This is a genomic window from Plantactinospora sp. KBS50, assembly GCF_002285795.1.
Taxonomy (GTDB): Bacteria; Actinomycetota; Actinomycetes; order Mycobacteriales; family Micromonosporaceae; genus KBS50.
This window is the reverse complement of sequence record NZ_CP022961.1, coordinates 2561681-2587198: the sequence shown is the minus strand read 5'-3', so window position 1 is coordinate 2587198 and position 25518 is coordinate 2561681. Positions and strand designations below refer to the sequence as shown.

The 25518-nt window shown below is 73.7% G+C and carries 22 protein-coding genes and 1 pseudogene; 1 reads left to right on the top strand and 22 read right to left on the bottom strand.

Annotated features, from left to right (window positions below):
- Positions 1-20: 20 nt before the first annotated feature.
- From efp to CIK06_RS11415, 19 genes and pseudogenes are all read right to left on the bottom strand, one after another.
- Positions 21-578: an elongation factor P gene (gene efp, locus CIK06_RS11505; protein WP_095564823.1), complete on the bottom strand. Its 558-nt coding sequence runs from the start codon at positions 576-578 to the stop codon at positions 21-23.
- Positions 579-619: 41 nt separating this feature from the next.
- Positions 620-1081 carry a type II 3-dehydroquinate dehydratase gene (gene aroQ, locus CIK06_RS11500; protein WP_095564822.1) on the bottom strand — a complete coding sequence of 154 codons (462 nt, stop codon included), beginning with the start codon at positions 1079-1081 and terminating at the stop codon, positions 620-622.
- A complete protein-coding gene (gene aroB, locus CIK06_RS11495) occupies positions 1078-2178 on the bottom strand; it encodes a 3-dehydroquinate synthase (protein ID WP_232534159.1) in 1101 nt (366 codons plus the stop codon). Before aroB ends, aroQ begins: the two co-directional genes overlap by 4 nt.
- Positions 2175-2717: a shikimate kinase gene (locus CIK06_RS11490; protein ID WP_095567742.1), complete on the bottom strand. Its 543-nt coding sequence runs from the start codon at positions 2715-2717 to the stop codon at positions 2175-2177. The genes aroB and CIK06_RS11490 overlap by 4 nt, the downstream gene beginning before the upstream one ends.
- 10 nt (positions 2718-2727) lie before the next feature.
- Positions 2728-3906, bottom strand: a complete 1179-nt coding sequence (aroC, locus tag CIK06_RS11485) for a chorismate synthase (RefSeq protein ID WP_095564821.1) — start codon at positions 3904-3906, stop codon at positions 2728-2730.
- An 80-nt stretch (positions 3907-3986) separates the two neighbouring features.
- On the bottom strand, positions 3987-4796 hold the full coding sequence (locus tag CIK06_RS11480; RefSeq protein ID WP_095564820.1) for a shikimate dehydrogenase: 810 nt from the start codon (positions 4794-4796) through the stop codon (positions 3987-3989).
- Positions 4793-6013: an endolytic transglycosylase MltG gene (gene mltG, locus CIK06_RS11475; protein WP_095564819.1), complete on the bottom strand. Its 1221-nt coding sequence runs from the start codon at positions 6011-6013 to the stop codon at positions 4793-4795. Before mltG ends, CIK06_RS11480 begins: the two co-directional genes overlap by 4 nt.
- Positions 6010-6471 carry a Holliday junction resolvase RuvX gene (ruvX, locus tag CIK06_RS11470; RefSeq protein ID WP_095564818.1) on the bottom strand — a complete coding sequence of 154 codons (462 nt, stop codon included), beginning with the start codon at positions 6469-6471 and terminating at the stop codon, positions 6010-6012. The genes mltG and ruvX overlap by 4 nt, the downstream gene beginning before the upstream one ends.
- Positions 6472-6637: 166 nt before the next feature.
- On the bottom strand, positions 6638-9316 hold the full coding sequence (gene alaS, locus CIK06_RS11465) for an alanine--tRNA ligase (RefSeq protein WP_095564817.1): 2679 nt from the start codon (positions 9314-9316) through the stop codon (positions 6638-6640).
- The gene (locus CIK06_RS11460; protein ID WP_095564816.1) at positions 9313-9618 is read right to left on the bottom strand and encodes a DUF6167 family protein; all 306 of its coding nucleotides are present in this window, start codon (positions 9616-9618) and stop codon (positions 9313-9315) included. Before CIK06_RS11460 ends, alaS begins: the two co-directional genes overlap by 4 nt.
- Before the next feature lie 43 nt (positions 9619-9661).
- Complete coding sequence (locus tag CIK06_RS11455; RefSeq protein ID WP_369916206.1) at positions 9662-10075, bottom strand: DUF948 domain-containing protein; 414 nt, start codon at positions 10073-10075, stop codon at positions 9662-9664.
- Positions 10076-10305: 230 nt separating this feature from the next.
- Positions 10306-11154, bottom strand: coding sequence for a hypothetical protein (locus CIK06_RS11450; protein ID WP_232534404.1), 849 nt, complete (start codon positions 11152-11154; stop codon positions 10306-10308).
- Positions 11155-12497: 1343 nt separating this feature from the next.
- On the bottom strand, positions 12498-14198 hold the full coding sequence (locus CIK06_RS11445; RefSeq protein ID WP_157756712.1) for a replication-associated recombination protein A: 1701 nt from the start codon (positions 14196-14198) through the stop codon (positions 12498-12500).
- 70 nt (positions 14199-14268) lie between these two features.
- Positions 14269-14481, bottom strand: a complete 213-nt coding sequence (locus CIK06_RS11440; protein WP_095564814.1) for a hypothetical protein — start codon at positions 14479-14481, stop codon at positions 14269-14271.
- A 62-nt stretch (positions 14482-14543) separates the two neighbouring features.
- Positions 14544-15929 carry an MFS transporter gene (locus tag CIK06_RS11435; protein ID WP_198348201.1) on the bottom strand — a complete coding sequence of 462 codons (1386 nt, stop codon included), beginning with the start codon at positions 15927-15929 and terminating at the stop codon, positions 14544-14546.
- A 221-nt stretch (positions 15930-16150) separates the two neighbouring features.
- Positions 16151-16675: pseudogene (locus CIK06_RS11430) on the bottom strand (helix-turn-helix domain-containing protein); the annotation flags it as partial.
- A 308-nt stretch (positions 16676-16983) separates the two neighbouring features.
- Positions 16984-17808: a sugar nucleotide-binding protein gene (locus tag CIK06_RS11425; RefSeq protein WP_095564812.1), complete on the bottom strand. Its 825-nt coding sequence runs from the start codon at positions 17806-17808 to the stop codon at positions 16984-16986.
- 114 nt (positions 17809-17922) lie between these two features.
- Complete coding sequence (gene aspS, locus CIK06_RS11420) at positions 17923-19728, bottom strand: aspartate--tRNA ligase (RefSeq protein ID WP_095564811.1); 1806 nt, start codon at positions 19726-19728, stop codon at positions 17923-17925.
- A 212-nt stretch (positions 19729-19940) separates the two neighbouring features.
- Positions 19941-20615 carry a hypothetical protein gene (locus CIK06_RS11415; RefSeq protein ID WP_198348200.1) on the bottom strand — a complete coding sequence of 225 codons (675 nt, stop codon included), beginning with the start codon at positions 20613-20615 and terminating at the stop codon, positions 19941-19943.
- 621 nt (positions 20616-21236) lie between these two features.
- On the opposite strand from CIK06_RS11415, the gene CIK06_RS11410 reads away from it, so the two are divergent.
- A complete protein-coding gene (locus CIK06_RS11410; protein ID WP_157756710.1) occupies positions 21237-21650 on the top strand; it encodes a hypothetical protein in 414 nt (137 codons plus the stop codon).
- A 77-nt stretch (positions 21651-21727) separates the two neighbouring features.
- Here CIK06_RS11410 and CIK06_RS11405 read toward each other — a convergent pair whose 3' ends face one another.
- From CIK06_RS11405 to CIK06_RS11395, 3 genes are all read right to left on the bottom strand, one after another.
- The gene (locus tag CIK06_RS11405) at positions 21728-22774 is read right to left on the bottom strand and encodes a S1 family peptidase (protein WP_095564808.1); all 1047 of its coding nucleotides are present in this window, start codon (positions 22772-22774) and stop codon (positions 21728-21730) included.
- A 466-nt stretch (positions 22775-23240) separates the two neighbouring features.
- Positions 23241-24593: a histidine--tRNA ligase gene (hisS, locus tag CIK06_RS11400; protein WP_095564807.1), complete on the bottom strand. Its 1353-nt coding sequence runs from the start codon at positions 24591-24593 to the stop codon at positions 23241-23243.
- A gap of 170 nt (positions 24594-24763) precedes the next feature.
- Complete coding sequence (locus CIK06_RS11395) at positions 24764-25480, bottom strand: MBL fold metallo-hydrolase (RefSeq protein ID WP_095564806.1); 717 nt, start codon at positions 25478-25480, stop codon at positions 24764-24766.
- Positions 25481-25518: the final 38 nt, after the last annotated feature.

The following is a 25518-nucleotide window of genomic DNA, read 5'->3' as shown; positions in this document are numbered from 1 at the left end:
CGATTTCGGCGCCTCGGCCATCAGGAGCGGCCGAGGTAACGACCGTCGCGCGTGTCGACCTTGATCTTCTCTCCGGTCGTGATGAACAGCGGAACCTGCACCGTCGCGCCCGTCTCGACCGTCGCCGGCTTGGTGCCGCCGGTGGACCGGTCGCCCTGCAGGCCCGGCTCGGTGTAGGTGATCTCCAGCACCACGCTGGTGGGCAGCTCGATGTACAGCGGGACGCCCTCGTGGGTGGCCACCGTCGCCTCGGCCTCGGGCAACAGGTAGTTGGCCGCCTCGCCGACCGTCCCGCCGGGCACCGGGATCTGGTCGAAGGTCTCCAGATCCATGAAGACGTAGTCCTCGCCGTCGGCGTAGAGGTACTGCATGGTCCGCTTGTCGACGGTGGCCGTCTCGACCTTCGTGCCCGCGTTGAACGTCTTGTCGACGACCTTGCCGGACAGCACGTTCTTCAGCGTGGTACGCACGAAGGCGCCGCCCTTGCCGGGCTTGACGTGCTGGAACTCGACAACAGCCCACAGCTCGCCGTCGAGGTTGAGAACCAGACCGTTCTTGAGGTCGTTGGTGGTGGCCATGTCCTGCCTTGATCTTCAATTGACGTATAGACGCGGCAAGTCTACCCAGCGTCGAGCGATCCCTGCCCGCTCGGGTGCGCCGGGCCCGCGAGGTGGGCCAGCGCCAGCCGGTAGCCGTCCACGCCGAGCCCGCAGATCACCCCGGTCGCCACGGCCGAGACGACCGAGTGGTGCCGGAACCGCTCCCGGGCGTGGATGTTGGAGATGTGCACCTCGACCAGCGGCGCCCGCAGCATCGCGCAGGCGTCCCGCACCGCGTACGAGTAGTGCGACCAGGCGCCCGGGTTGAGCACCACGGCGGCGCCGGCGTCGGCCGCCGCGTGCAGCCAGCCGAGCATCTCGTGCTCGGCGTCGGTCTGCCGCACGGCGACCGTCAGACCCAGCTCGGCGCCCGTGCGCTCGCAGAGCGCCACCAGATCGGCGTACGTGGTCCGGCCGTACACCTCGACCTGCCGGCTGCCCAGCCGGCCCAGGTTGGGACCGTTCAGCACCTCGACCCTCACGACGCCACCGCCCGGTACGCCTCCCGCAGCAGCGCCTCGTCCGGTCCGGCCAGCACTCCCGGGCGGGCCAGCCCGTCCAGCACCACGAACCGCAGGGTGTCGCCGCGGGTCTTCTTGTCGACCCGCATCACCGGCAGCAACCGGGGCCAGGCGTCCGCCGGGTAGGTCACCGGCAGGCCGAGCGCGGTGAGCACCCGGCGGTGCCGGTCGGCCGTGCCGGCGTCCAGCCGCCCGGCGAGCCGGGCGAGCCGGGCCGCGTACACCAGGCCGACCGCCACCGCGTGCCCGTGCCGCCACCGGTAGTCCTCGACCCGCTCGATGGCGTGCGCCAGGGTGTGCCCGTAGTTGAGGATCTCCCGCAGGCCGGCCTCGCGCAGGTCCGCGGAGACCACCTCGGCCTTCACCCGCACGGCCCGCTCGACCAGCTCGCGCAGCACCGGACCGGCCGGGTCGGTGCTCGCGGCCGGATCGCGCTCGATCAGGTCGAGGATCGCCGGGTCGGCGATGAAACCGCACTTGACCACCTCGGCCAGCCCGGTGACCAGCTCCGCCGCCGGCAGCCCGGCCAGCATCGACAGGTCGGCCAGCACCCCGGCCGGCGGGTGGAACGCGCCCACGAGGTTCTTGCCGGCCCCGGTGTTGATCCCGGTCTTTCCGCCGACCGCCGCGTCCACCATGCCCAGCACCGAGGTCGGCACCGCCAGCCAGCGCACCCCGCGCAGCCAGCAGGCCGCCACGAAGCCGGCCAGGTCGGTGACCGCGCCGCCGCCCACGCCCAGCACCGCGTCGCCGCGGGTGAAGCCGGCGGCGCCCAGCCGCTCCCAGCAGTCCGCGGCCACCGCCAGCGCCTTGCCCGCCTCCGCGTCGGGCACCTCGATCGGCAGCGGGCGGCGGCCGGCCGCGGCCAGCCGCTCGACAAGCTCCCCCGCGGGCTCGGCCAGCGGCGGGGCGTACAGCACGGCGACCCGGCCGGCGTCGGGCAGCAGCCCGGGCACGGTGGCCAGCAGGTCGCGGCCCACCAGGACCTGGTACGGCCGCTCGCCGCCGACCGGGATCCGGGTGATCTCTTCGGTGTCGGTCATCTCGGTGCCGGTCATCGATCCGAGCCTACGGCGGGGTCCACCCCGCCCGCGCGGGAGCCCAGGACCGTCAGCAGCTGCGCGGCGACCTGCTCCGGGGTACGCCCGTCGGTGTCCACCGTGTGCGCCGCGACCTGCGCGTACAGCGGCTGGCGCTGCTCCATCAGGTGCCGCAGGGTGGCCCGCGGGTTGATCGCCAGCAGCGGCCGGCCGGAGTCCAGGCCGACCCGGCGGACCGCGTCGGCCAGTCCCACCGACAGGTGCACCACGGTGTGCCGGGACAGCAGGTCGCGGGTCTGTTCGGCGAGGATCGCGCCGCCGCCGAGCGCGAGCACCCCGTCGAAGGAGGACAGCGCCGCCGCCACGGCCGCCCGCTCCAGGTCGCGGAAGTGCTCCTCGCCGTCGTCGATGAAGATCTCCGGGATGGGCTTGCCGGCCAGCGCCACGATGTCGGCGTCGGTGTCCCGGAACTCGACGCCGAGCGCCGCGGCCAGCAGCTGCCCGGTGCTCGTCTTGCCGGCGCCCGGGGCGCCCACCAGTACGCAGACCGGCGCCATCACGCCCACCTCACCGGATGACCAGGTTTTCCAGGTAGCCGGCGAGGTTGCGGCGGATCTCCGGCACCGAGTCGCCGCCGAACTTCTCCACCGCCACCTCGGCCAGCACCAGCGCGACCATCGCCTCGGCCACCACCGCGGCGGCCGGCACGGCGCAGACGTCGGAGCGCTGGTTGATGGCCGTGGCCGGCTCGCCGGTGGCCACGTCGACGGTGGACAGCGCGCGGTTCAGCGACGAGATCGGCTTCATGGCCGCCCGTACCCGCAGCGGTTCGCCGGTGCTGATGCCGCCCTCCAGGCCGCCGGCCCGGTCGGTGACCCGCCGCACGCCGGTGGCGGTCGGCACGATCTCGTCGTGCGCCACCGATCCGCGGGACCGGGCCTGGGTGAACGCGTCGCCGATCTCCACGCCCTTGATCGCCTGGATCGACATCAGCGCGGTGGCCAGTCGGGCGTCCAGCTTGCGGTCCCACTGCACGTGGCTGCCCAGCCCCGGGGGCACGTCGTAGGCCAGCACCTCGACGATCCCGCCGAGGGTGTCGGCGTCCTTGCGCGCGGCGTCCACCTCGGCCACCATCCGGGCGCTGGCCTCCGGGTCGAGGCAGCGCAGCGGGTCGGCGTCGACGCGTTCGGCGTCCTCGGGCCGGGGTTGCAGGCCGGGCTTGGCGGCCACCGGACCCAGCTCGACCACGTGCGAGACGATCTGGATCCCGAGCGCCTGGTGCAGCAGCGCCTTCGCGACCGCGCCGACGGCGACCCGGGCCGCGGTCTCCCGGGCGCTGGCCCGTTCCAGGATCGGCCGGGCGTCGGTGTGGCCGTACTTCTGCATGCCGGCCAGGTCGGCGTGGCCGGGCCTCGGCCGGGTCAGCGGCGCGTTGCGGGCCTGCCCGGCCAGCTCGTCCGGATCCACCGGGTCGGCCGCCATCACGGTGCGCCACTTCGGCCACTCGGAGTTGCCGACCCGCACCGCGACCGGACTGCCCAGGGTGCGCCCGTGCCGGATCCCGCCGATGATCTCGACCTCGTCCTGCTCGAACGACATCCGGGCGCCCCGGCCGTAGCCCAGCCGGCGGCGGGCCAGCTCCCGACCGAGGTCCGCGCTGGTCACCTCGATCCCGGCGGGGACACCCTCCAGCACGGCGACCAGGGCCGGTCCGTGCGACTCACCTGCGGTCAACCAGCGCAACACGGCGTCAGTCTGTCACGGACCGGCACCGGCGCACGGAACGCCCCCACCGGTCGCCGCCTGGTGGGAACGGGTGAATCGGTCTAAGTCCGGCGGGCCGCGGCCAACGCCGCCGCCATCGCGGTGCGCGGTGCGGTGCGCCGGGTGAACAGCTCGAACTGGCCCACCGCCTGCGCCAGCAGCAGATCAAGGCCGGAGACGACCGGACATCCGGCGGCCTCCGCGGCCACCGCGAGCGGGGTGGGCCACGGGTCGTACACGGCGTCGAAGTAGACGCAGCCGGGCCGCCAGCGGACCGCCCCGGCCAGCGGGTCGGCCACCCCCCGGGGCACCGTGGAGATCACCACGTCGGCGTCCAGCCGGGGCGCGTCGGCCCAGTCGGCGCCGGCCAGCGGCACCCCCAGGGCCGCGGCCACCGGGTGCAGCTCGTCGATCGCCGCCGGGCGCCGGGCCAGCACGGTGACCCCGGCGGCGGCCAGCCGGGCCGCCGCCGCGAGCGCGGCCCGCGCGGTGCCGCCGGCGCCGAGCACCGTGACCTGCGCGCCGGCCGGTACGCCGGCCGCGGTGAGCACCTCCACCATGCCGACCACGTCGGTGTTCTCCGCGTACCAGGAGCCGTCGGTGCGCCGTACCAGGGTGTTGGCCGCACCGACGGCGGCCGCGACCGGCGCGACCTCGCCGGCCACCGCGAGCGCCGCCTCCTTCAGCGGCATCGTCAGCGACACCCCCGCCCACTGCGCGCCGAGGCCGGCGACCAGGCCCGGCAGTTCCGCCTCGGCGCACTCGATGGCCGTGTACGACCAGCCGGGCAGCCCGGCCGCCGCGTAGCCGGCGTTGTGGATCACCGGGGAGAGGGAGTGCCCGATCGGCTTGCCGAGGACGGCCGCCCTCACCGACAGTTCTCGCCGGTGAGCACGCCGTTGCGGCACATGGTCTCCTGCAGCTTCCGGTAGCCGGCGTCGTCCTTGGCGTACCCCATCGTGCCCTCCTTGTCGACGGACACGAAGAAGATGTTGTCGCTGGCCGGCGGGTCCATCGCGCCCTTGAGCGCGTCCTCGCCCGGGTTGCTGATCGGGGTGATCGGCAGGCCGTCCACGTCGTGCGTGTTGTACGGGTTCTTCGGGTCGTTGATCTCGCTCTGCTTGAGCTTGTCGGAGTCCTTGGGATCCTTGCCCTGCAACCGGAGCCAGTAGTTGATCGCACTGTCGATCTTCAGGCAGTGGCACACCGAGTACTTGCCGGCGTAGACCCGGTTGTAGACCACCCGGGACACCGGGCCCATGTCCTTGGCGTTCACCGACTCGGCCTGGGCGATCGAGGCGGTGATCAGCGCCTCGTACGGGGCGATGCCGCCGCGCTCGGCCTCCACCGTCTCGACGAACTTCAGCTCCTCGGTCACGCTCAGGAACTTCGCCACCATCATCCGCAGGATCTGCTCGGCCGTGGCGTCCTTCGGGATCTCGTACGTCGCCGGGTAGAGGAAGCCCTCGATGCTCCTGGTCGTCTTCTTGCCGTCGGTGCGCTTGAACCAGAAGTCCGGCACGCCCAGCTTCTCCGGGTCCTCGGCGGCCTTCTTGAAGTCCTCGACCGGGATCTCGGTCTCCTTGGACAGCTTCTGGTAGATCGCCAGGCTGATCTCGCCCTCGGCGACGGTGACGCCCTCGACCATCCGGGACTTCGGGTCCAGCAGCAGGGTCAGCGCGTCCGCGGCCTTCATCTGCTTGCGCAGCTTGTACGTCCCCGCACCGACGTTCTTGGCCAGCGAGTTGGCCTCGGCCGCCTTGAGGTACGCCTTCGCGCTCTTGATCACGTCGGCCTCGTAGAGCGAGTTGCCCACGTCGGTGATGGTGTCGCCGTCCTTCACCTGGACGACCGCCTCACCGGTGCCCGGTCCCGGGTAGTCGGGGGTGCCGAAGTATCCCTGGATCCGGTCGAAGCCGTACCACGCCCCACCGGCGAGGCAGCCCAGCAGCACCAGCGTCATCAGCAGCGCGGCCACGGTCCTGCCCCGGCCGCCGCCCTTGCGGCCGCCGCGCCGGGCCACGTACCCGCGCCGATGTCGGCCCTTCTCGGTCCGGTCCTCGAAGCCGAGGTCCAGCTCGTCGATCATGTCGTCCGCCTCCGCTGCGCGTCCAGCCAGCCCTGCAGGATCTCCACCGCGGCCACCTGGTCGACCACCGCGCGCTGGCGCCGTCCCCGCACGCCCCGCTCGGACAGCCTACGAGACGCGATGACCGTCGACATCCGTTCGTCGCTCAGCCGTACCGGAACGGGGTCCACGGTCGCCGCCAGCCGGCGGGCGTACCCGGTGGCGATCTCGGCCGCCGGACCGTGCCGGCCGGCCAGGGTGACCGGCAACCCCACCACCACCTCGACCGCCTCGTACTCGCCCACCAGCCGGACCAGTTCGGCGATGTCGCTCGGCACGTCCGGTGCGGCCGTGCGCAGGTCCCGCGCCAGCGTCACCAGCGGGGTGGCCAGCACACCGTCCGGATCCGACCGGGCCACCCCGACCCGGACCTGCCCGACGTCCACACCGAAGCGGACGCCGCGCGGAAAGTCGCTCATCCTGGTCCGTTTCCCTTGGCAGACGGGTCGGGGCGGGTCGCCGTGGCCGAGAAAACCACAACAACCCGCCCCGCAGCAACCGGAACCGGGCAACCACCGCCCATTGCGACACCGGACTCACACTCCGGAATCGGACGAGCACGGACTTCCGATACGGTGCGGCCACTCACGCCTCGGCGACCGCCCGTTCCACCGCCGCCAGCAACCGCGGGGCCTCCGCGGCCGGCAGGCCGCCGCCCTGGGCCAGGTCGGCGTTGCCTCCGCCGCGGCCGGAGAACGCGCCCCTGACCAGGTCCGCGGCGGACAGGCCGCGGGACTTCGCCGCGCCGTTGGCGGCGACCACCATGGACACCTTGCCGCCGGAGCGGGCCACCACGGCGACCACCGCCGGCCGCGCCGGGTCGATCTTGCCGCGGATCTCCTGGGCCAGGGTCCGCACGTCGTTGCCGGCCGCGCCCTCGGGGGCCTCGGTGCCGACGTACGCGATGCCGCCCAGGTCCTTCGCCTGCCCGGCCAGCGCCCCGGCGCCGCCCAGGACGAGCTGGGCGCGCAGCTTCTCCAGTTCCTTCTCGGCGTCCCGCAGCTGGGTGATGGTCTGCTCGACCCGGTCGGCCACCTGGTCGGTCGGCACCCGGTACAGCTCGGCCAGCCGGGACACCAGCAGGTGCTCCCGGGCCAGGAAGCCGAAGGCGTCGATGCCGACCAGCGCCTCGACCCGGCGCACCCCGGAACCGATCGACGACTCGTTGAGGATCTTCACCAGGCCGAGCTGCCCGGAACGGGCGACGTGGGTGCCGCCGCACAGCTCCCGGGCGTAGTCGCCGACCTCGACGACCCGGACCCGCTCGCCGTACTTCTCGCCGAACAGCGCCATCGCGCCCAGCCGGCGGGCCTCCTCCTGGCTGGTGATGAAGGCGTGCACCTCCAGGTCGTTCAGCAGCACCTCGTTGATCTGCTGCTCCACGTCGGCCAGCACGCTCGGCGCCACCCCGGTCGGGGTGTTGAAGTCGAACCGCAGCCGGCCCGGCGCGTTCAACGAACCGGCCTGGGTGGCCGACTCGCCGAGAAAGTTCCGCATCGTCTGGTGCACCAGGTGGGTGGCCGTGTGCGACCGGGAGATCGCCCGCCGCCGGGTGATGTCGATCTCCGCATACGCCGTGTCGCCGCCGCGCACCTCGCCGCGGATCACCCGGGCCCTGTGCACGGTCAGCCCCGGGATCGGCTGCTGCACGTCCAGCACCTCCAGCTGGCCGCCGCCCACCGTGATCAGACCCTGGTCGGGCTGCTGGCCGCCGCCCTCGGCGTAGAACGGGGTGGCGTCCAGCACCAGCTCCACCAGGTCGCCCTCGCCGGCCGCGGGCACCGCGGCGCCGCCGGAGAGCAGGGTGCGCACCGTGGATTCCCGGCTGGTCTCGGTGTATCCGCTGAACAGCACCGGGCCGCCCGCGTCCAGCGCGGACCGGTACACCGAGGTGTCCACGTGGCCGGTCTTGCGGGCCTGGGCGTCCGCCTTGGCCCGCGCCCGCTGGTCGGCCATCAGCCGGCGGAAGCCCTCGTCGTCCACCCGCAGGCCCTGCTCGGCCGCGATCTCCAGGGTCAGGTCGATCGGGAAGCCGTACGTGTCGTGCAGCTGGAACGCCTTGGCGCCGGAGATGGCCGCGCCGCCGGACGCCCGGGTCTCGGCGATCGCCGTGTCCAGGATGGTGGTGCCGGCCCGCAGGGTGGACAGGAACGCGTCCTCCTCCGCGTACGCGTACTGGGAGATCCGGTCGAAGTCCTCGGCCACCTCCGGGTAGGACGGGGACATGCAGTCCCGGGCCACCGGCAGCAGCTCGGGCAGCGCCCGCTCCTGGAAGCCCATCAGCCGCATCGCCCGGATCGCCCGGCGCATGATCCGGCGCAGCACGTAGCCGCGGCCCTCGTTGGACGGGGTCACCCCGTCGCCGATCAGCATCAGCGAGGTCCGCACGTGGTCGGCCACCACCCGCAGCCGTACGTCGTCCGGGTGCGACTCGCTGGCCACGTGCGACGGGTTGGCGCCGTACCGCTTGCCGGTCAGCTCGGCCGCGCGGTCCAGGATCGGGCGGACCTCGTCGATCTCGTAGAGGTTGTCCACGCCCTGCAGGATGGAGGCGATCCGCTCCAGGCCCATCCCGGTGTCGATGTTCTTGTTCGGCAGTTCGCCGACGATCCGGAACTCCTCCTTGCTGCGCACGTCCGCGATCTCGTACTGCATGAAGACCAGGTTCCAGAACTCCAGGTACCGGTCCTCGTCGACCTCCGGACCGCCCTCGGCGCCGTACGCGGCGCCGCGGTCGTAGAACAGCTCCGAACAGGGGCCGGCCGGGCCGGGGATGCCCATGGACCAGAAGTTGTCCTTCTTGCCCCGCCGCACGATCCGCTCGGCGGGCACGCCCACCGACCGCCAGATCTCGTACGCCTCGTCGTCGTCCAGGTAGACCGTCGGCCAGATCCGCTCCGGGTCCAGCCCGAAGCCGCCCTGCTCCACCGGCTTGGTGGACAGCTCCCAGGCCAGCGGGATCGCCCCGGCCTTGAAGTAGTCGCCGAAGGAGAAGTTCCCGTTCATCTGGAAGAACGTGCCGTGCCGACTGGTCTTGCCGACCTCGTCGATGTCCGGCGTCCGGATGCACTTCTGCACGCTGGCGGCCCGCTTGAACGGCGGCGACTGCTGTCCCAGGAAGTACGGCACGAACTGCACCATGCCGGCGTTGATGAACAGCAGGTTCGGGTCGCTGATGGCGGGCAGCGGAGCCGACGGCACCACGGCGTGACCGGCCGCCTCGAAGTGCGCCAGGAACCGTCGCTTGATCTCCGCCGTTCTCATCGGGTGCCTTCCTCCCGCAGCCACTCGTTACCGCCGGACCCGGGAGGCTCCCGCAGCTCGGCGAACTGGTCCTCGTACAGCACGCCCTCGGCGAACGCGCGGTGGATCTCCTGCTCCCGCTCGGCCATCCCGTCCCGGACGTCGTCGACGAAGTTACGCATCGACTCCACCAGTCCGCCAACGGATTCCGTGACCGACGTGGCGATCCCGGCCGGCGTGTACGCCTGCGCGGCCCGGGTGGCCTTGCGGACCACCAGGGCGCCCACGGCGAGCCCGATCCCCAACCACAGCAACCGCCTCATGCCCCCATCCTTCCCTGGCCGGCGTTCCGGCTGTGCGCCGGGCTCAGCCCTCGCCCCGACGGGCGGACCGGCGGCGCTGCTTGATCGCGCTCCGGACCTCCTTCTCGGTCTCGGCGTTGCGCCGGGCGGCGGCCGCCCGGCGGATGCCGTACCCGAAGGAGGCGACCTTGACCAGCGGGTTCGCCGCCGCCGCCGAGACCACGGTGGCGAGGTTGGCCACGTTCGCCGTGACGTTCTGGACGTGCGTGGTCATCGTATCGATCTTGGCGAGCTGGAGGTTGACCCCGTCGAGCGAGGTGTGCACCTGCTCCAGCGCGGTGTTGACGTTGCCGACCGTCGAGGTCACCTCGCCCAGCAGCGGGCCGGTCCGTTCGTTCATGTCCTCGATCGCCCGGGTCGCCGCGTCGACCGTGCGCCGCAGCCGCAGGATCGGTACCGCCAGCACCACCACCAGCATCAGGAACGCGCCGGCCGCGACGAGCGCTGCGATCTCTCCACCACTCACCCGATGTCCTCCTCCACCCGACCGCGAGAGTTGTCGCGGGCCTTGGTACCCCGGGAGCCGGCCGGCCTACCGGATACCGGACGACGATTCCGCGGGCGTCTCTCCGCCAACGTGCAGACCCTACAGTCCGTGACGGCGACCGGCCGCACGACGGGCGGTTACGGCGATCGCGGAGTGGATCGTCAGGAAGGGCCGGGCTCGGGATCGATGTCCTCGATCGACGGGCTGATGTCCGGCCCGGGCCGGGTCCGGTCGTCGTCGACGGCGTTGCGCACCTTCAGCGACACCTGCGAGCCGGCGCAGTCCTCGTCGTCCTTGCGCTCCTCCGCCGGCGGCTGCACCTGGCCGTCCGGCGGCACGCTGGGCTCGGCGACAAGGGTGCAGGTCGGCTTGCGCACCCACAGGTCCAGGGTCAGCTCGTCCCGCCGCCAGCAGCCGTAGTGCCCGTCCACCTTCTGCTCGGGGCACAGCGGCGGCTGCCACGGCCGCCAGCCGGCCGCGGTGAGCGCGGCCGTGTACACCTTGTTCGTCTCGTCCGGCTCGCGGCTGGACCGGGTGATGCGTTCGCGCAGCCGGCATTCCATCAGGCACCAGCGGTTGCCGCTGATGTCGTCGACCGTGCCGGTGGCCGCCCAGCCGGGCAGGCCGAGGTCGTCCAGGGAGGTGAAGACCGGGTCCCGACCGACCGTGCGGAGGCCGAAGTACAGCGGCAGCGCGGCGAGCAGCACCACGCAGGCCACGACGAGGGAGGCCAGCCGCAGTTGGCGCTTCTCCCGCATCTGCCGGCGCAGTTCGGACTGGGCGTCGCGGACCACACCGACCCCGGCCGACAGCGGATGGCTGCGGCCGTCCCGGGACCCGCTGCCGGCGCCGTCCCGGGCGGCGGTGCCGGCGGCGTCCCGGGCGGCGGTGCCGGCGGCGTCCCGGGTCGGGCCGGATGCCGGTCCCGGCTGCACCGGCGTCGGCGTCCCCGCGCCGCCCGGCCCGGCGGGCACCGCCGCCGTCCCGGCACCGGCCCGCGCCGGCGGCACGGGCGTCGAGGGCGCGGCACCGGCCGTACGCGACGGAGCGGCGCCACCGGCGGGCGGTGTTGCGGCGCCACCGGCGCGCGGCGGCGCGGCGCTGCCGGCGGGCGGTCTGCCGCCACCGGCCGGCGATGCCCCGGTGCCCGGCAGGGCACCAGACGGCCGGGACGCGGGGTTGGCGCCGGGCGAGCGGGACGCCGGGTTGGCGCCGGGCGAGCGGGACGCGGGGTTGGCGCCGGGCGGGGCCGCCCGGCCGGCACCCGCCGGCCGGGGCGGAGGGTTCGCGCCGGGCGAGCGGGACGCGGGGTTCGCGCCGGGCGGACGGGGCGGGGCGTCGGTCGGGCCGCCCGGAGTCGGCAGCGGGCCGCTCACGACGCCGGTGCCGTGCGGCGCCGCGGTCCGCGGCGCGGGACCACCCGGTGCCGGCGGCCGGCCGTCCGGCCGCGCGGGCGCCCCGGGGACCGGCGCGGCGCCGCCCGGACCACCCCCGGGTCGGGCCGGTGGCCGGGCGGAACCCCGGCCCGGCTCCACACCGGACCCGGGCCGCGGCGGCGCGCTCCGCCCGGCGGGGGCACCGGGACGGGCTCCCGGGATGTTCGGACCGGCCGGCGGCTGGGCGCCGGCGGGAGGGTTCGGGCCGCCGGGGACGGGACGCGCCCGGCCCGGCTGCGGGCCACCGGCCGGCGTACCGGGGCCGCCTCGGCCGGGCGGCACCGGCGGACGACCGGCCGGGCCGCTCACCGGACGCGACGACGGACCGGCGGCTCCCGGCGGCACCGGCGTCCCCGGCGGGATCGGCGGACGACCGGCCGGGCCACTCACCGGACGCGACGACGGACCGGCAGCCCCCGGCGGCACCGGCGGACGACCGGCCGGACCGCTCACCGGCCGTGCGGACGGACCAGCCGCTCTCGGCGGCCCGGCGGCACCCGGCGGCACCGGCGGACGGCCGGACGGCGGCATGCCGGACCCGGGCGGTGGGCCGGCCGGGCGGCCCGGCGACGGTGCGGGTGGCGGCGGGGTCGGCGCGGCGCCGCCGGCCGGGGACGGCCGGCCGCCACGCTCGCGGCGCAGCCAGTCGGACGGCCGGGCCGGCCGGGCCGGGCCCTCTGCCGGCATGCCCTGGCGGTGCGGGTCGGACTGCTCGGCGCCGGCGTGCCGCGGCCGGCGGATCTCGCCGCTGTCCTCGGCCGCGCCGTGGCTGCCGTGCCGCGGCCGGTGGAAGCCCTCGCCGTCCGCCGCCGACGCCTCCGGCCCGGGCTCGAACCGGGCACGCCCCCGACGCGGCCCGTCGGCCGGTTCGCGCCGCTCGTTCGGACCGTCACCCGGCTGGTCCGGGCTACGCCGTGTCACTGCCGCTCCCCCTCCACGACCCGCTCACCCGCGGTCGGCACCGTACCGGTGGCGCCATCCGCACCGCCGGCCCCATCCCGGCCCGCGCCGGCGTCCGCGTCCCGTACGGAACCGTTCCCCGACGGTGCGCCCGGCTCGTTCCCCGCGGCCGGCTCGACCCTTGCCACCGACTCCGCCCCCGCGGCCGGCTCGGTCCTTGCCACCGACTCCGCCCCCGCGCCCGACTCACTCCTTGCGACCGGCTCGGTCCTCGCGGCCGGTCGGTCGGGCAGCCCGCGCACGATGCCGCGCAGCGCGGGCAGCCGGCCGGCCACCGCCCGCTCGGCGCCGTGCCCGGCCGGCCGGTAGTAGTCCACCCCCACGAGGTCGTCCGGAGCGTACTGCTGGGTGAGCACCCCACGCTTGTCGTCATGCGGATAGCGGTAGCCGCGGCCGTGACCCAGCCCGCGGGAACCGGGATAGTGCGAGTCGCGCAACGCCGGCGGCACCGGCCCGCCGCGCCCGGCCCGGACGTCCGCCATGGCCGCCGTCAGCGCCGCGGTCGCGGAGTTCGACTTGGGCGCGGTGGCCATGTGGATCACCGCCTGGGCCAGGTTGAGCTGCGCCTCGGGCAACCCGACGTACTCGACGGCGTGCGCCGCGGCGGTGGCGACCGAGAGCGCGGCGGGGTCGGCCATCCCGACGTCCTCGCTCGCGAAGATCACGATCCGGCGCGCGATGAACCGGGCATCCTCCCCGGCCACCAGCATCCGGGCCAGCCAGTGCAGCGCCGCGTCCACGTCCGAGCCGCGCATGCTCTTGATGAAGGCGCTGGTCACGTCGTAGTGCGCGTCGCCGTCCCGGTCGTAGCGGACGGCCGCCACGTCCACCGCCTGCTCGGCCACGGCGAGGCCGATCCGCCGGTCGCCCCGCGCCCGGGCCGCACCCGCGGCTGCCTCCAGCGCGGTCAGTGCCTTGCGCACGTCGCCGCCGGCCAGGCGTACCAGATGGTCCTCGGCCTCCTCGGCGAGCGTCACCGCGCCGGCCAGGCCACGCTCGTCGGACACTGCGCGGCGCAGCAGCCCGCGCACCGCGTCCTCGCCCAGCGGTTGCAGGGTGAGCAGCACGCACCGGGACAGCAGCGGCGAGATGACCGAGAAGTACGGGTTCTCGGTGGTGGCCGCCAGCAGCGTGACCGTCCGGTCCTCGACGGCCGCCAGCAGCGAGTCCTGCTGGGTCTTGCTGAACCGGTGGACCTCGTCGATGAACAGCACGGTCGGCGAGCCGCCGGCACGGCGCCGGCGGCGGGCCGCGTCGATGACCGCGCGGACGTCCTTCACCCCGGCCGACAGCGCCGACATGGCGACGAACTCGCGGTCGGTCGCGCCCGCGACCAGGTGCGCGATAGTGGTCTTGCCGCTGCCCGGCGGCCCCCACAGGATGACCGACATCGGCGCCGATCCGGCCACCAACTGTCGCAGCGGCGCCCCCGCCGCGAGCAGATGGTCCTGGCCGACCAACTCGTCCAGGCTGGCCGGGCGCATCCGCACGGCCAGCGGCGAATCCGGCCCGGGCCGGGACAGCCCCTCCCCGGCGGCGGCCCCCGCGACGGCCGGACGCCCGCCGGCCGCGGGCGCCGTACGACCACCGGCCGAGCCCGCGGACGCCGCACCCACGGCGCCGGGCTCGGTAAGCGCAAACAGGCCGTCCGGTTCCATCAGCACGACAGTACCGGCCCGGCCGGCGGCGCCGGAAACACGCCGAGGCCGAGCCGGTCACACCCGCCGGTCAGCCCCGGCCCGGACGACGGCCCCGGTACCAGCGACCACCACCGCCGGTGGCCGGTCCCCGGCCGACGCCGGCCAGGTAGAGGGAGAGCAGCAACAGGCCGATGAGCACCAGCGTGTTCCAGTTGAACAGGTCGTGCGCACCGAGGTCCGTGTCGAACAGGTCGAGCAGCAGGGCGAAACCAAAAACGATGGCGGCGGCAATGGCCAGCATGTCAGTCCTCCGGTGGGGGTTCCCAGTGGGTCGGCGCGGGATGTACCCAACGGGCACCGCCGTCAATCTCCGGGCCGGCCGGCGCCCGGGGCGGCGACCGCCGCACCGGCCGGGCCGACCGGCGCACCATCCGGACCGGTGGGCGCCGTCGGCGTACCGTGCGCTGCCCGCGTACCGTCCGCTGCGGCCTGCGCCGTCGGCGTACCGTCCGGTCCGGTCGGCCTGGCACGCCAGGCCGGCAGGTACAGCGGCGCGGCGGCGGCCAGCACCACGGCGCCGGCCAGCATCGCCGTGCTCACGCTGGTGGCACCGGCCAGCGCGGTGAGCGCCACCCCACCCAGCGCCGCCGCCGGCTGGGCCATCATCGAGTTCAACGAGATCACGCTGGTCCGGTACGGCCCATCCACCTGGCGGTGCAGCAGTCCCTGGTGCACCGGATTGCTCGCCCCGTGCACCAGGTAGCAGGCCAGGTAGGCCGCCAGCACCCCGGCCGGACCGGCCAGCAGCCCCATGCCGAGCACCGTGGCGCCCTGGAGTACCCGCATCAGCGCGGCGGCCGGCGCGACGCCGATCCGGCGGGCCAGCGGAACGGCGAGCGCGGCACCGGCTGCCGAGGCGATCCAGGCCGCCGACCCGGCCGGGCCGAGCAGCGCCGCCGCCCGGGTCGCGCCGCCGGCCACCTCGGCGAGCCGGACCGGCAGCAACGTCTCGAAGGTGACCATGCCGAAGCCCCAGAACACCTCCACGAGGACCAGCGCGAGCAGCACCCGGGAGCGGCGCAGCAGCCCGAACGCCCCGCCGATGGCCCTCGGCACCTCGCGGGCCGACGCGCGCAGCGCGCCCCTACCGCCCGCCGGGCGTACCTCCACGAGCAGCGCCAGCAGTGCGACGAGCGCGCCCAGTTGCGCGAGCACAGCCACCAGCACCGGCAGGGTCAGCGCGCTGACCGGCCCGAGCGGGCCGAGCGCGACCAGGCCGCCGCTGGCCAGCGCGCCGAGCCCGACGGCCAGCCCGGTGACGGTACCGGCGCCGCCGAGCCCGCGTTCCAGGTCGGCGTCCGGGTCCTCGGCGAGCGCCGCGTTGACGTACCAGGAGTCCAGCGGGCCGCTGTCCAGCGCCCGGTACACGCCCTGGAGCAGGAACACCAGCACGAACAGGAGCACCGAGGAGGCCACCGCGAACAGCGCCAGCGACAGCACGTTGAGTACGGCGGCCACCACCAGCACCGGCCTGCTGCCGAAGGCGTCCGAGAGCCCTCCGGTCGGCAGTTCCAGGGCCAGCACCAACAGGCCCTGGGCGGCCGTCACCAGGCCGATCTGCGGCAGCGACAGGCCGCGTTCCTGCATCAGCAGGACGAGCACCGGGATGATCAGACCGCTGGGCAACCAACGCAGCCCGTGCAGGATCAGGTAGCGCCGACGTGCCTGCCGGACGGTCAGCGCACCCATCACTCCCCCTCGACGACGGGGTATCCGGCCAGGAAGAGCTGCACCGGTCGGGCCGCGGCCGTCCCGCCACCGGCCGCGGCGGCCGGGTCCGGGTCCACGGCCGGGTCCACGGCCGGGCCGCCGCCGGGCGCGGCGGCCGGCTCCGGGTCCACGGCCGGGCCGCCGCCGGGTGCGGCGTGCTGGTCCGGGTCCGCGGCGGGATGGTCGCCAGGGGCCGGGGCCGGGGCGGCCGGCGGTTCCGTGCGGTAGCGCAGCAGCGTCTGCCACAGCTCGGTCTTCAGCGCCGCGAGCTGGTCCGGGGTGAGCATCAGCTGGATGTCGCTCATTCCGGCCGCGTCGCGCCAGGCGGTCGGAAAGCCCGACTCGGCCTCCAGCCAGCGTTCCGCGCTCTCGGCGAAATACCGCACCTGGTTGCGCTGGACCCACTCCACGGCGGCCCGGGCGTCCGGGTCGTCGTCGAAATCGGTCGGATCCCAACTGGTCAGCTCGTGCGCCGCGCGCCACCATCGCTGCCGGGCGGTCCCCCGGTCGGCCTCCTCCCGCACCAGCCCGACCTCCGCGAGCTGGCGCAGGTGATAGCTGGTCGCGCCGGTGTTGGTGTGCAGCCGATCGGCCAGCGCCGTCGCGGTGGCCGGCCCGCGCGACCGCAGCTCGCCGAGCAGGCGCATCCGGAGCGGATGCGCGAGCACCCGCACCTGCCGGTGGTCCAGGCGTACCCGCCGAAGCTCTCGTGCCGTCTCTGCCATGCATGCACAATAATTGTGCACAACCTCTTTGCACAAGTCTTGTGCATCATCGTTCCCCTGCCCCGCCGAAGGTCAACTCGTCTTCCGTGAAGTTGGGGTGTTCGGGCGCCGGTTACACCCCAACTTCACGGAAGACGAGTTGATCTCGCTGGCTGGATGATCCAGAGCCGGCCGGGAGACGGTCGAAGCCGGTCGGTGGCCCCGCGGCAGCGTTGATCAAGGGATGCCGGGATCAAGCCTCGATGCCGGCGACCCTCAGACCCCGAGCACGGCCGCGACGAGGATGCGGGACGCGGACAGGCGGCGGATCAGGCGGTGCCACCGGTCAGCAGTTCGTGTGCGCCGCGCAGTCGGGTCCGCACCAGGTCCGCGGCCCGGGAACTGTCCAGCCGGACGTCGCCGGGGCGGCTCAACCCGGCCTCCGCCCGGGTCGTCGTGCGCAGCGCGGCCGGGTCCAGTCCGTACCGGCCTGCCACCAGCCGGCCCAGCTCCGGCCGGCTGACCGCGTCCGGCCCGGCCACGTTCAGCACCCCCGTGTACGGCGAGACCGCCAGCTCCCGCAGCGCCGACGCGAGATCGGCCACCCCGACCGGGCAGCGGATCTCGTCGGAGAAGAGCGTCGCGGTGCCGGCCAGCGCGGCGAGACAGAGCTGGATCTGCTTGCTCCGCTCGTCCCCGATGATCAGTGACGTCCGGACCAGCACGGCACCGGGATCGACCAGCCGGACCGCCGTCTCGGCGGCCGCCTTCGCCGCGCCGTAGGGGTTCACCGGCGAGGGCGGGACGTCATCGCCGTACGGCTCGGGCGCACCGGCGTGCAGCGCGTCGGAGGAGACGAACACCAGCCGGGCACCGACCTCGGCCGCCGCGACGGCGACGTACCCGGCCGCGTCCGCCGTGGTGGCCCAGTCCGCGGTGTCGTACGCCGTGTTGATCACCACGTCCGGGCGTACCGCGGTCACCAGCTCACGCACGGCGGCCCGGTCCCGGACGTCCAGCCGGCGGGGTTGCGTGCCGGGCAGGTCGAGCGGGGTGCTCCGGTACGTCCCGACCACCCGGTCGCCGGCCGCGCCCACCTGCCGGCACAGCTCGCCGCCGAGGTAACCGCTGGCCCCCACCACGAGCCAGGTCATCCGGCCACCCGCCCGTCCCCGTTGGTCAAGGCGTCTGCGCGCCGGAAGTCGCTTCCGAAAGCAGCAGACGCCTTGGTCAACTCGATGGTCGGACCGCTCGGCGGCACCGCGCCCTCAGGTGGGGTCGGCGACCGGGGCCGCCGGGCCGGCCGTACCGGCGTGCGGGGCCGCCGGCGGCTTCGGCTTGGCGTCGATGCCCGCCTCGGCCCGCTGCTGACCGGTGATCGGAGTGGGTGCCCCGGTCAGCGGGTCGAAGCCACCCCGGGTCTTCGGGAACGCGATGACCTCGCGGATCGAGTCCGCGCCGGCCAGCAGCATGCAGACCCGGTCCCAGCCGAAGGCGATGCCGCCGTGCGGCGGCGGGCCGTACTTGAACGCCTCCAGCAGGAAGCCGAACTTGTCCTGCGCCTCGTCCGGGGTGATCCCCAGCAGGTCGAAGACCCGGCGCTGCACGTCGGCGCGGTGGATACGGATCGAGCCGCCGCCGATCTCGTTGCCGTTGCAGACGATGTCGTACGCGTAGGCCAGCGCGCGGTCCGGCGCGGACTCGAACCGGTCCACCCAGTCGGCGTTGGGTGAGGTGAACGGGTGGTGCACGGCGGTCCAGCCGCCCTCGTCGGTGCGCTCGAACATCGGCGCGTCCACCACCCAGCAGAACGCCCAGGCGCTCTCGTCGACCAGGTTGGCCCGCCGGGCGATCTCGGTCCGGGCCGCGCCCAGCAACTCCTGCGCCTGGCGGGCGTGCGCGGCGGCGGCGAAGAAGATCGCGTCGCCGGGCTTCGCGCCCACCGCGTCGGCGAGCCCGCCCAGGTGCTCGGCCGACAGGTTCCTGGCCACCGGGCCGCGCGGCTCGCCGGTCTCGGCGTCCAGCACCACGTACGCGAGGCCGCGCGCACCCCGCGCCTTCGCCCAGTCCTGCCAGCCGTCCAGTTCCTTGCGGCTCTGCGCGGCACCGCCGGGCATCACCACGGCACCCACGTACCCGCCCGCGTCGATCGCGGCCGCGAACACCCGGAACTGGGTGCCGCGCAGGTGGTCGGTCAGCTCGGTCAGCTCGACGCCGTAGCGCAGGTCCGGCTTGTCCGAGCCGTACCGGGCCATCGCGTCGTGCCAGGTGATCCGCGGAATCGGCTGGGAGATCCGGTGGCCCGCCAGGTCGGACCAGAGCGCCGCGACGATCTCCTCGCCGAGCGCGATCACGTCGTCCTCGGTGACGAACGACATCTCGATGTCCAGCTGGGTGAACTCCGGCTGCCGGTCGGCCCGGAAGTCCTCGTCCCGGTAGCAGCGGGCGATCTGGTAGTACCGCTCCATCCCGCCGACCATCAGCAGCTGCTTGAACAGCTGCGGCGACTGCGGCAGCGCGTACCAGGTGCCGGGCTGGAGACGGACCGGGACCAGGAAGTCCCGGGCGCCCTCGGGGGTGGACCGGGTCAGCGTGGGAGTCTCGATCTCCAGGAAGTCGTGCGCGTGCAGCACGCCGCGGGCCAGCTGGTTGGCCCGGGAGCGCAGCCGGATGGCCCGCGCCGGCCCGCCGCGCCGCAGGTCCAGGTAGCGATACTTGAGGCGTACGTCGTCACCGGCCTCGACCTGGTCGTCCACCGGCAGCGGCAGCGGCGCGGCCTCGGAGAGCACCTCCAGGTCGGTCGCGGTCACCTCGATCCCACCGGTCGGCAGCTCGGGATTCTCGTTGCCCTCGGGGCGCCGGGTCACCTCGCCGGTCACCCGCACACAGAACTCGTTCCGCAGCGCGTGCGCGTCCTCCTCGCGGAACACCACCTGCACCACGCCGGAGGCGTCGCGCAGGTCGACGAAGATCACCCCGCCGTGGTCGCGGCGCCGGGCCACCCAACCGGCGAGCGTCACCGTCGCGCCGGCGTCCGTCGCGCGCAGGCTCCCGGCTTTCTGGGTACGGATCACGGGAAGCGTCTCCTCATCATGGAACGGTCTGCTCCCGCATTCTGTCAGGGTCGCCGACCCGGCCGACGGCTACCCGGCCGCCTCGGCCCACCCGGGCGGCCCGTCCCCCCTCTCGACCGGGTGCGACGCCTTCGGCCGGTACGACGAAGGGGCCGCCGGGCGGATGCCGGCGACCCCTTCGGCTCTCGAATCGACCCACTCAGACGACCGGATCAGCCGGGGATGTCCCAGGCCGTCAATTTAAGGGTGACCGCACCGTCATTTCCGACGCCGGTAATCTCCGCGAGCACCATGATCCATGGCCGTCCGCTTTCCCTGGCGGCGGCGTAATTGGTGGTCGCGCAAAAGGTGATGCCCTTGCGCACCGGGATGGCGTCGTTCCCGGCGATCGGCGCCTGCCTGATCTGCTCAGCACATTCCTGTGGTGCCATTCCGGGTTGGGCCGACTTCGTTCCATCGACCTTCTCTCCCAACCGCAACCGGGCGGCGTTGACCCCACATCCTTGGTAGAAGGTGAGGTCGCTTCCGGCCGAGGCGACGTTCGCCCGGGGCTCGTCGAGATCGGCACTCATGCTGGAGGTGCATTCGGCTGCGCTGAGCGTGATGGTTTGGTCCTGGTACCTCGGGTTGTACGCGGTGCGGGCGTTCAGGTCGGGCGGCGCCCCCGGCGAGCGGGGAGTATCCGGCTCCGAAGGTTCCAGGAAGGTGGGATCCCCGCCCCCGCCCGAGTCGGTTGGTCGCGGCGGCTCGGCGGTCGGTGTCGTCGCCGTCGGGCCGGGCCGCTGCCCTCCGTTGGACAGCGCGATCGACTTGGCGTCCCTGGCCTGATCGAGCGCGCGCCAGGCGACCATCATGGAAGCCACCGCCAGCAGCATTGCCGCGGTCATCGTGCCGACGACGACCAACGGGCCGAGTCGTCTCCGGCCGGAACGGGGGTGTGCACCAGGGCTGTCGGCCGACGTGGCGCCGGGTGCGCCCGCGCCCGACCCGTGAACGCGACCATGAGATTCGTCGGGCATGCACGACTCCAAACACGGATACAGATGCTTGTGTGCCGGACGGAGATGCCGGATGCCGTTTATCTCATGGGCAATACCACGACGGCTATCGGGAAACCGACAACCGCCAGCCGAGACGACAACGGGAAACGACCGGATGATGGAGATCCGCTGTTGTCTTCCCTTGTCGACCTTCCCTTGTCGACCAAATGCTTCGGGAGAATCGTGCCGGCGAACCAAGCACCCTCCGCTACCCCGAGACCGGCGGAAACGGGCACGCTCCGAAGTAAGCCGCCCTGGCGGCGAGGGGAGGTCATCGCCCTGAGTGGTGTGCTGGTCGCCGTGGTTGCCGGCGTTCCGGGGTACCTCATGCTCCGCGGGCACGAGTCCACCCCCGCCCCGGCGGCGACCGCGACGAGCTCAGCGCCCGGACCGGGCGCCGCGACGCCTGAGCCGACCGGACCGATCGGACCGTCGACCCCCGCCGGCAGCCACCTCGATGCCCTGCCCGTGGAGGCGGGCACCGGCAACCTCGCCGAACTGCCCCGCGCGCTGCGCGAGCAGCCGGGTTACGACCGCCCGGTCACCATGACCTGCCCGAGCAACGTCACCGGTGATCTCTACCGCGAGGTCACCTACCTGGTGAAGCAGCGGTACGTGGAAATGTCGGCCACGGTGCGGGCCTACTTTCCCGCCAGCGACGACAGGGACAGCCGGGTTCGTGTGACGGTCTACGTCGCCCTGCCGCAGCGGGACGGCACCTTCGTGGTCAACCGCAGGGGGCAGCCGTTCGATGCGCTGATGAGCGACCCCAAGCCAATGACCTCCGATGTTTCCGGTGCGGAGAAGGTGACGATCCGGGTGCAGTGCGAGGCGCCGCATGGCTGGGTGGTCCTCAGCGATGGGCTACTCACCGGCGACTGACCGGGTGCGACGCCTTCGGCCGGTACGACGAAGGGGCCGCCGGGCGGATGCCCGGCGGCCCGATCGGTGGGGGTGGATCAGTAGACGCTCACGCCGTAGACGCTGAGCGGCTCGGTGACCGGCTGGAAGTAGGTCGTCCCGCCGGAGGAGCAGTTGCCGCTGCCGCCGGAGGTGAGACCCAGGGCGATGGTGCCGTTGAACAGCGAGCCGCCGCTGTCGCCGCCCTCGGCGCAGACGTTGGTGCGGATCAGGCCGGAGACGCTGCCCTCGGCGTAGTTCACCGTGGCGCCGGTGGCGCTGACCGAGCCGCTGTGCACGCCGGTGGTGCTGCCGCTACGCCGGACGGACTCGCCGACGTACGCGTTGGCGGCGGTGGTGATGTCCTGGTAGCTGCCGTTGTACAGGTACACGTTGCCGGGCGGGGTCGACCCGTCGGTGTACCGGACGATGCCGTAGTCGTTGCCCGGGAAGCTGGTCCCCGCCCGGGTGCCGATCTGCACGGTACGGCTGGAGTTGGAGTACCAGGTCGTGGCGAGGTTGGTGCAGTGCCCGGCGGTGAGGAAGTAGTACGTGCTGCCGCTGCGGACGTTGAAGCCGAGCGAGCAGCGGTAGCCACCGCCGTAGATGGCCTGGCCGCCGGAGAGGCGCTTGCTCAGCACGCCCGCCTCGGACTGCATCCGGACGGTGCCGCCGAGCTTGCTGACCGCGGCCTGCACGGTGGCCAGCTTGGCGCCGGTGACCGTGCTGTCGTAGGAGACGACGACCTGGTTGGTGGCCGGGTCGATCCACCAGGCGGTGCCGGCCACGCTGGCGGTGGCGGCCAGCGTGTCGGTGGCGGCACGCAGCTGCGCCGCGCCACGCGAGACGAGCTTGGGGGTGGCGCCGGCGGCGCGCACCGTCTTGGCGGCGGCCGCGTCGGTCACGGCGACCACCATCTTGCCGGACGCGTCGGCGTAGCTGCCGGCGGCCCGGTCACCAAGCTTCTGAGCGATCGCCGCGGCCGTGTCGGCGGATGCGGCGGCCGGTGCGGCGCTGGCCGGCGCCCCGGCCAGCGCGCCGGCGACGAGGGAGCCGGCTGCCGCGGTGATGGCGAGACGGCGGAGCGTAGACCTCATGGGTCCCATGCAGGGCCTCCCGTTAGGGGGTGAGGACGGGCGTGCCGGGGGTGGACACGCCCCGCTCGGAAGGTCTGGGGTGCCTTCCGGATGAGTGGAAGTATTCACATATTTGAGATCATCTTCAATACGTTGTCGTTACGAAAATATTTCCACGCCGACAGTTGCTGTCATACTTGCCACCCCCACCGAACACCGCTAGCATTCTTCGCTCACCCGACCGGCCGATCGACAAAAGGCCAGGTCAGGTCCACTGCACACATGCGAATAGATGCATCTTCGCCGATTTGATCGGCTCCCGCACGACGCCGGTGGACGTCACGCTGAGACCACGGCGTTACCAACAGTGGACGCCGCGCCGGCCGCCGCCCGCGCCCACACCGGGCACCGACACGGCTCAGCCCGGCGAACCCCAGCCGGGCCGACCCGAACCCGGCGAACCCCAGCCGGCTCAGCCCCGCGAGGCCGGCCCGGCTCAGCCCACCACCGGACGGAGATCGGCCGCGGGGGGCGTCCAGCCGTCCGCCGTCGCCGCCACCTGCTCGCCGGACCGGATGTCCTTCACCTCGTCCGCGCCGCCGGCACCGTCGGCACCTCCGGCATCGTCGCCGCTGCCCGGGAACCAGACGTACGGGATCCCGCGCCGCTGCGCGTACCGGATCTGCTTGCCGAACTTCGCCGCGCTCGGCGACACCTCGGTGGCGATCCCCCGCCGGCGCAGCACGGCGGCGATCCGGTCGCTGGCCTCCCGCCGCTGCTCGTCGACCACCGCGACCAGCACGCAGGTCGGCACCGGGCGGGACACGGTCAGCCCGTCGGCGTTGAACAGCAGACCCAGCAGCCGGCTCACCCCGATCGAGATGCCGACCCCGGGGAACGCGGCCGAACCCGAGCTGACCAGGTTGTCGTACCGCCCGCCGGAGCAGATCGAGCCGAACTGCTCGTAGCCGAGCAGCTGGGTCTCGTACACCGTGCCGGTGTAGTAGTCCAGGCCGCGGGCGATCCGCAGGTCGGCCACGCACAGCCCGGGCGCGTGCCGGGACGCGGTCTCGACCACCCGGACCAGCTCGTCGAGACCCTCGTCGAGCAGGTCGTGCCGGACGCCCAGGGCCCGTACGGCGTCGGCGAACGACGGATCGGGCGCGGAGATCTCGGCGAGCGCCAGGCACGCCTTGGCCTGGGCCGGGGTCGCCCCGGCGGTCTGTGCCAGCAGTTCCGCCACCCGGTCCGGGCCGATCTTGTCGAGCTTGTCCACGGCGCGCAGCGCGGCCGCCGGGTCGGCCAGCCCGATGCCGCGGTAGAAGCCCTCACACACCTTGCGGTTGTTGACCTGGATCCGCACCGGCGGGATCGGCAGCCCACCGAGGGCGTCCCCCACCACCAGCGGCAGCTCCGCCTCGTAGTGGCCGGGCAGGGTGTCCCGGTCCACAATGTCGATGTCGGCCTGGAGGAACTCGCGGTACCGGCCGACCTGCGGGCGCTCGCCGCGCCACGCCTTCTGGATCTGGTACCGGCGGAACGGGAACTGGAGCTTGCCGGCGTTCTCCAGCACGTACCGGGCGAACGGCACGGTCAGATCGAAGTGCAGGCCCAGCGAGTCGTCGCCGGTCTCCCCCTCCTCGGCCTGGAGGCGGCGCAGCACGTACACCTCCTTGGAGGTCTCGCCCTTGCGCAGCAGTTGGTCCAGCGGCTCGACGGACCGGGTCTCGACCGGCGCGAAGCCGTACAGCTCGAAGGTGTCCCGGATGCGCCCGATGACGTACTGCTCGATCATGCGTTGCGGCGGCAGCCACTCGGGAAAGCCCGAGATCGGCGTCGGCTTGCTCATGGTTCTCCGTTCGGATCCCGCGCGGCCCGCGCGGCGAGTTCGATGCCCGCGGCGGCGGGCCGGTGGTCGATGCCCGCGGCGGCGGGCCGGTGGTCGATGCCCGCGGCGGCGGGCGGGTGGGGGGGGAACGTCGGGCGACGCGGCGGGGTCCGCCGTACCGGCGTGCCGGCTCAGAGGCCGCGCAGCGCGGTCGGCTGCGGGCCGTCGTGGCCGGCCACCTGGCGCAGGTACGGGTTGGTCGCCCGCTCCCGGCCGATGGTCGTTTCCGGGCCGTGCCCGGGCAGCACCACGGTGTCGTCGGCGAGCGGGAGGATCTTCTCCCGCAGGCTGCTCAGCATGGCCGGCATGCTGCCGCCCGGCAGGTCGGTGCGGCCGATGGAGCCGGCGAACAGCACGTCACCGGCGAGGCAGAGCTGCTCGGCCGCCCAGTGGGTGCCCGCTCCCGGCGTCCGGAACAGCACCGACCCGCCGGTATGGCCCGGTGCGTGGTCGACGGTGAACTCCAGCCCGGCCAGCGCCAGGGTGGCTCCGTCGGTCAGCTCGGCCACGTCCTCCGGCTCGGTGTACGGCAACCGGCCGCCGAACATCTGGTTCAGGTCGACCGAGAGCCCCTTGCCCGGGTCCGCCAGCATCTCGCGGTCGGCGGGATGGACGTAGGCGGTGATCCCCCGGGCGCCGCAGACCGGCGCCACCGAGAAGGTGTGGTCGAGGTGTCCGTGGGTGAGCAGCACCGCGGCCGGATGCAGCCGATGCTCGCGCAGCAGGTCGTCGAGGCGGTCGAGAACGCCGATGCCCGGGTCGACCACCACGCACTGCTCGCCCGGTGCCGGGGCGAGCACGTAACAGTTGGTGCCGAAAGCGTCGGCGGGAAAGCCGGCGACGAACACGTCCGAATCCCCTCGTAGCGGCTGGGTTCTCCGCAGCG

Bases quoted from the DNA above. Each gene is read 5' to 3' on its own strand.
- efp (WP_095564823.1), bottom strand. From the start codon at position 578: ATGGCCACCACCAACGACCTCAAGAACGGTCTGGTTCTCAACCTCGAC.
- aroB (WP_232534159.1), bottom strand. From the start codon at position 2,178: ATGACCGGCACCGAGATGACCGACACCGAAGAGATCACCCGGATCCCG.
- CIK06_RS11490 (WP_095567742.1), bottom strand. From the start codon at position 2,717: ATGGCGCCGGTCTGCGTACTGGTGGGCGCCCCGGGCGCCGGCAAGACG.
- mltG (WP_095564819.1), bottom strand. From the start codon at position 6,013: ATGATCGACGAGCTGGACCTCGGCTTCGAGGACCGGACCGAGAAGGGC.
- ruvX (WP_095564818.1), bottom strand. From the start codon at position 6,471: ATGAGCGACTTTCCGCGCGGCGTCCGCTTCGGTGTGGACGTCGGGCAG.
- alaS (WP_095564817.1), bottom strand. From the start codon at position 9,316: ATGAGAACGGCGGAGATCAAGCGACGGTTCCTGGCGCACTTCGAGGCG.
- CIK06_RS11460 (WP_095564816.1), bottom strand. From the start codon at position 9,618: ATGAGGCGGTTGCTGTGGTTGGGGATCGGGCTCGCCGTGGGCGCCCTG.
- CIK06_RS11455 (WP_369916206.1), bottom strand. From the start codon at position 10,075: ATGCTGGTGGTGGTGCTGGCGGTACCGATCCTGCGGCTGCGGCGCACG.
- CIK06_RS11445 (WP_157756712.1), bottom strand. From the start codon at position 14,198: ATGGAACCGGACGGCCTGTTTGCGCTTACCGAGCCCGGCGCCGTGGGT.
- CIK06_RS11440 (WP_095564814.1), bottom strand. From the start codon at position 14,481: ATGCTGGCCATTGCCGCCGCCATCGTTTTTGGTTTCGCCCTGCTGCTC.
- CIK06_RS11435 (WP_198348201.1), bottom strand. From the start codon at position 15,929: ATGGGTGCGCTGACCGTCCGGCAGGCACGTCGGCGCTACCTGATCCTG.
- CIK06_RS11425 (WP_095564812.1), bottom strand. From the start codon at position 17,808: ATGACCTGGCTCGTGGTGGGGGCCAGCGGTTACCTCGGCGGCGAGCTG.
- CIK06_RS11415 (WP_198348200.1), bottom strand. From the start codon at position 20,615: ATGACCGCGGCAATGCTGCTGGCGGTGGCTTCCATGATGGTCGCCTGG.
- CIK06_RS11405 (WP_095564808.1), bottom strand. From the start codon at position 22,774: ATGGGACCCATGAGGTCTACGCTCCGCCGTCTCGCCATCACCGCGGCA.
- hisS (WP_095564807.1), bottom strand. From the start codon at position 24,593: ATGAGCAAGCCGACGCCGATCTCGGGCTTTCCCGAGTGGCTGCCGCCG.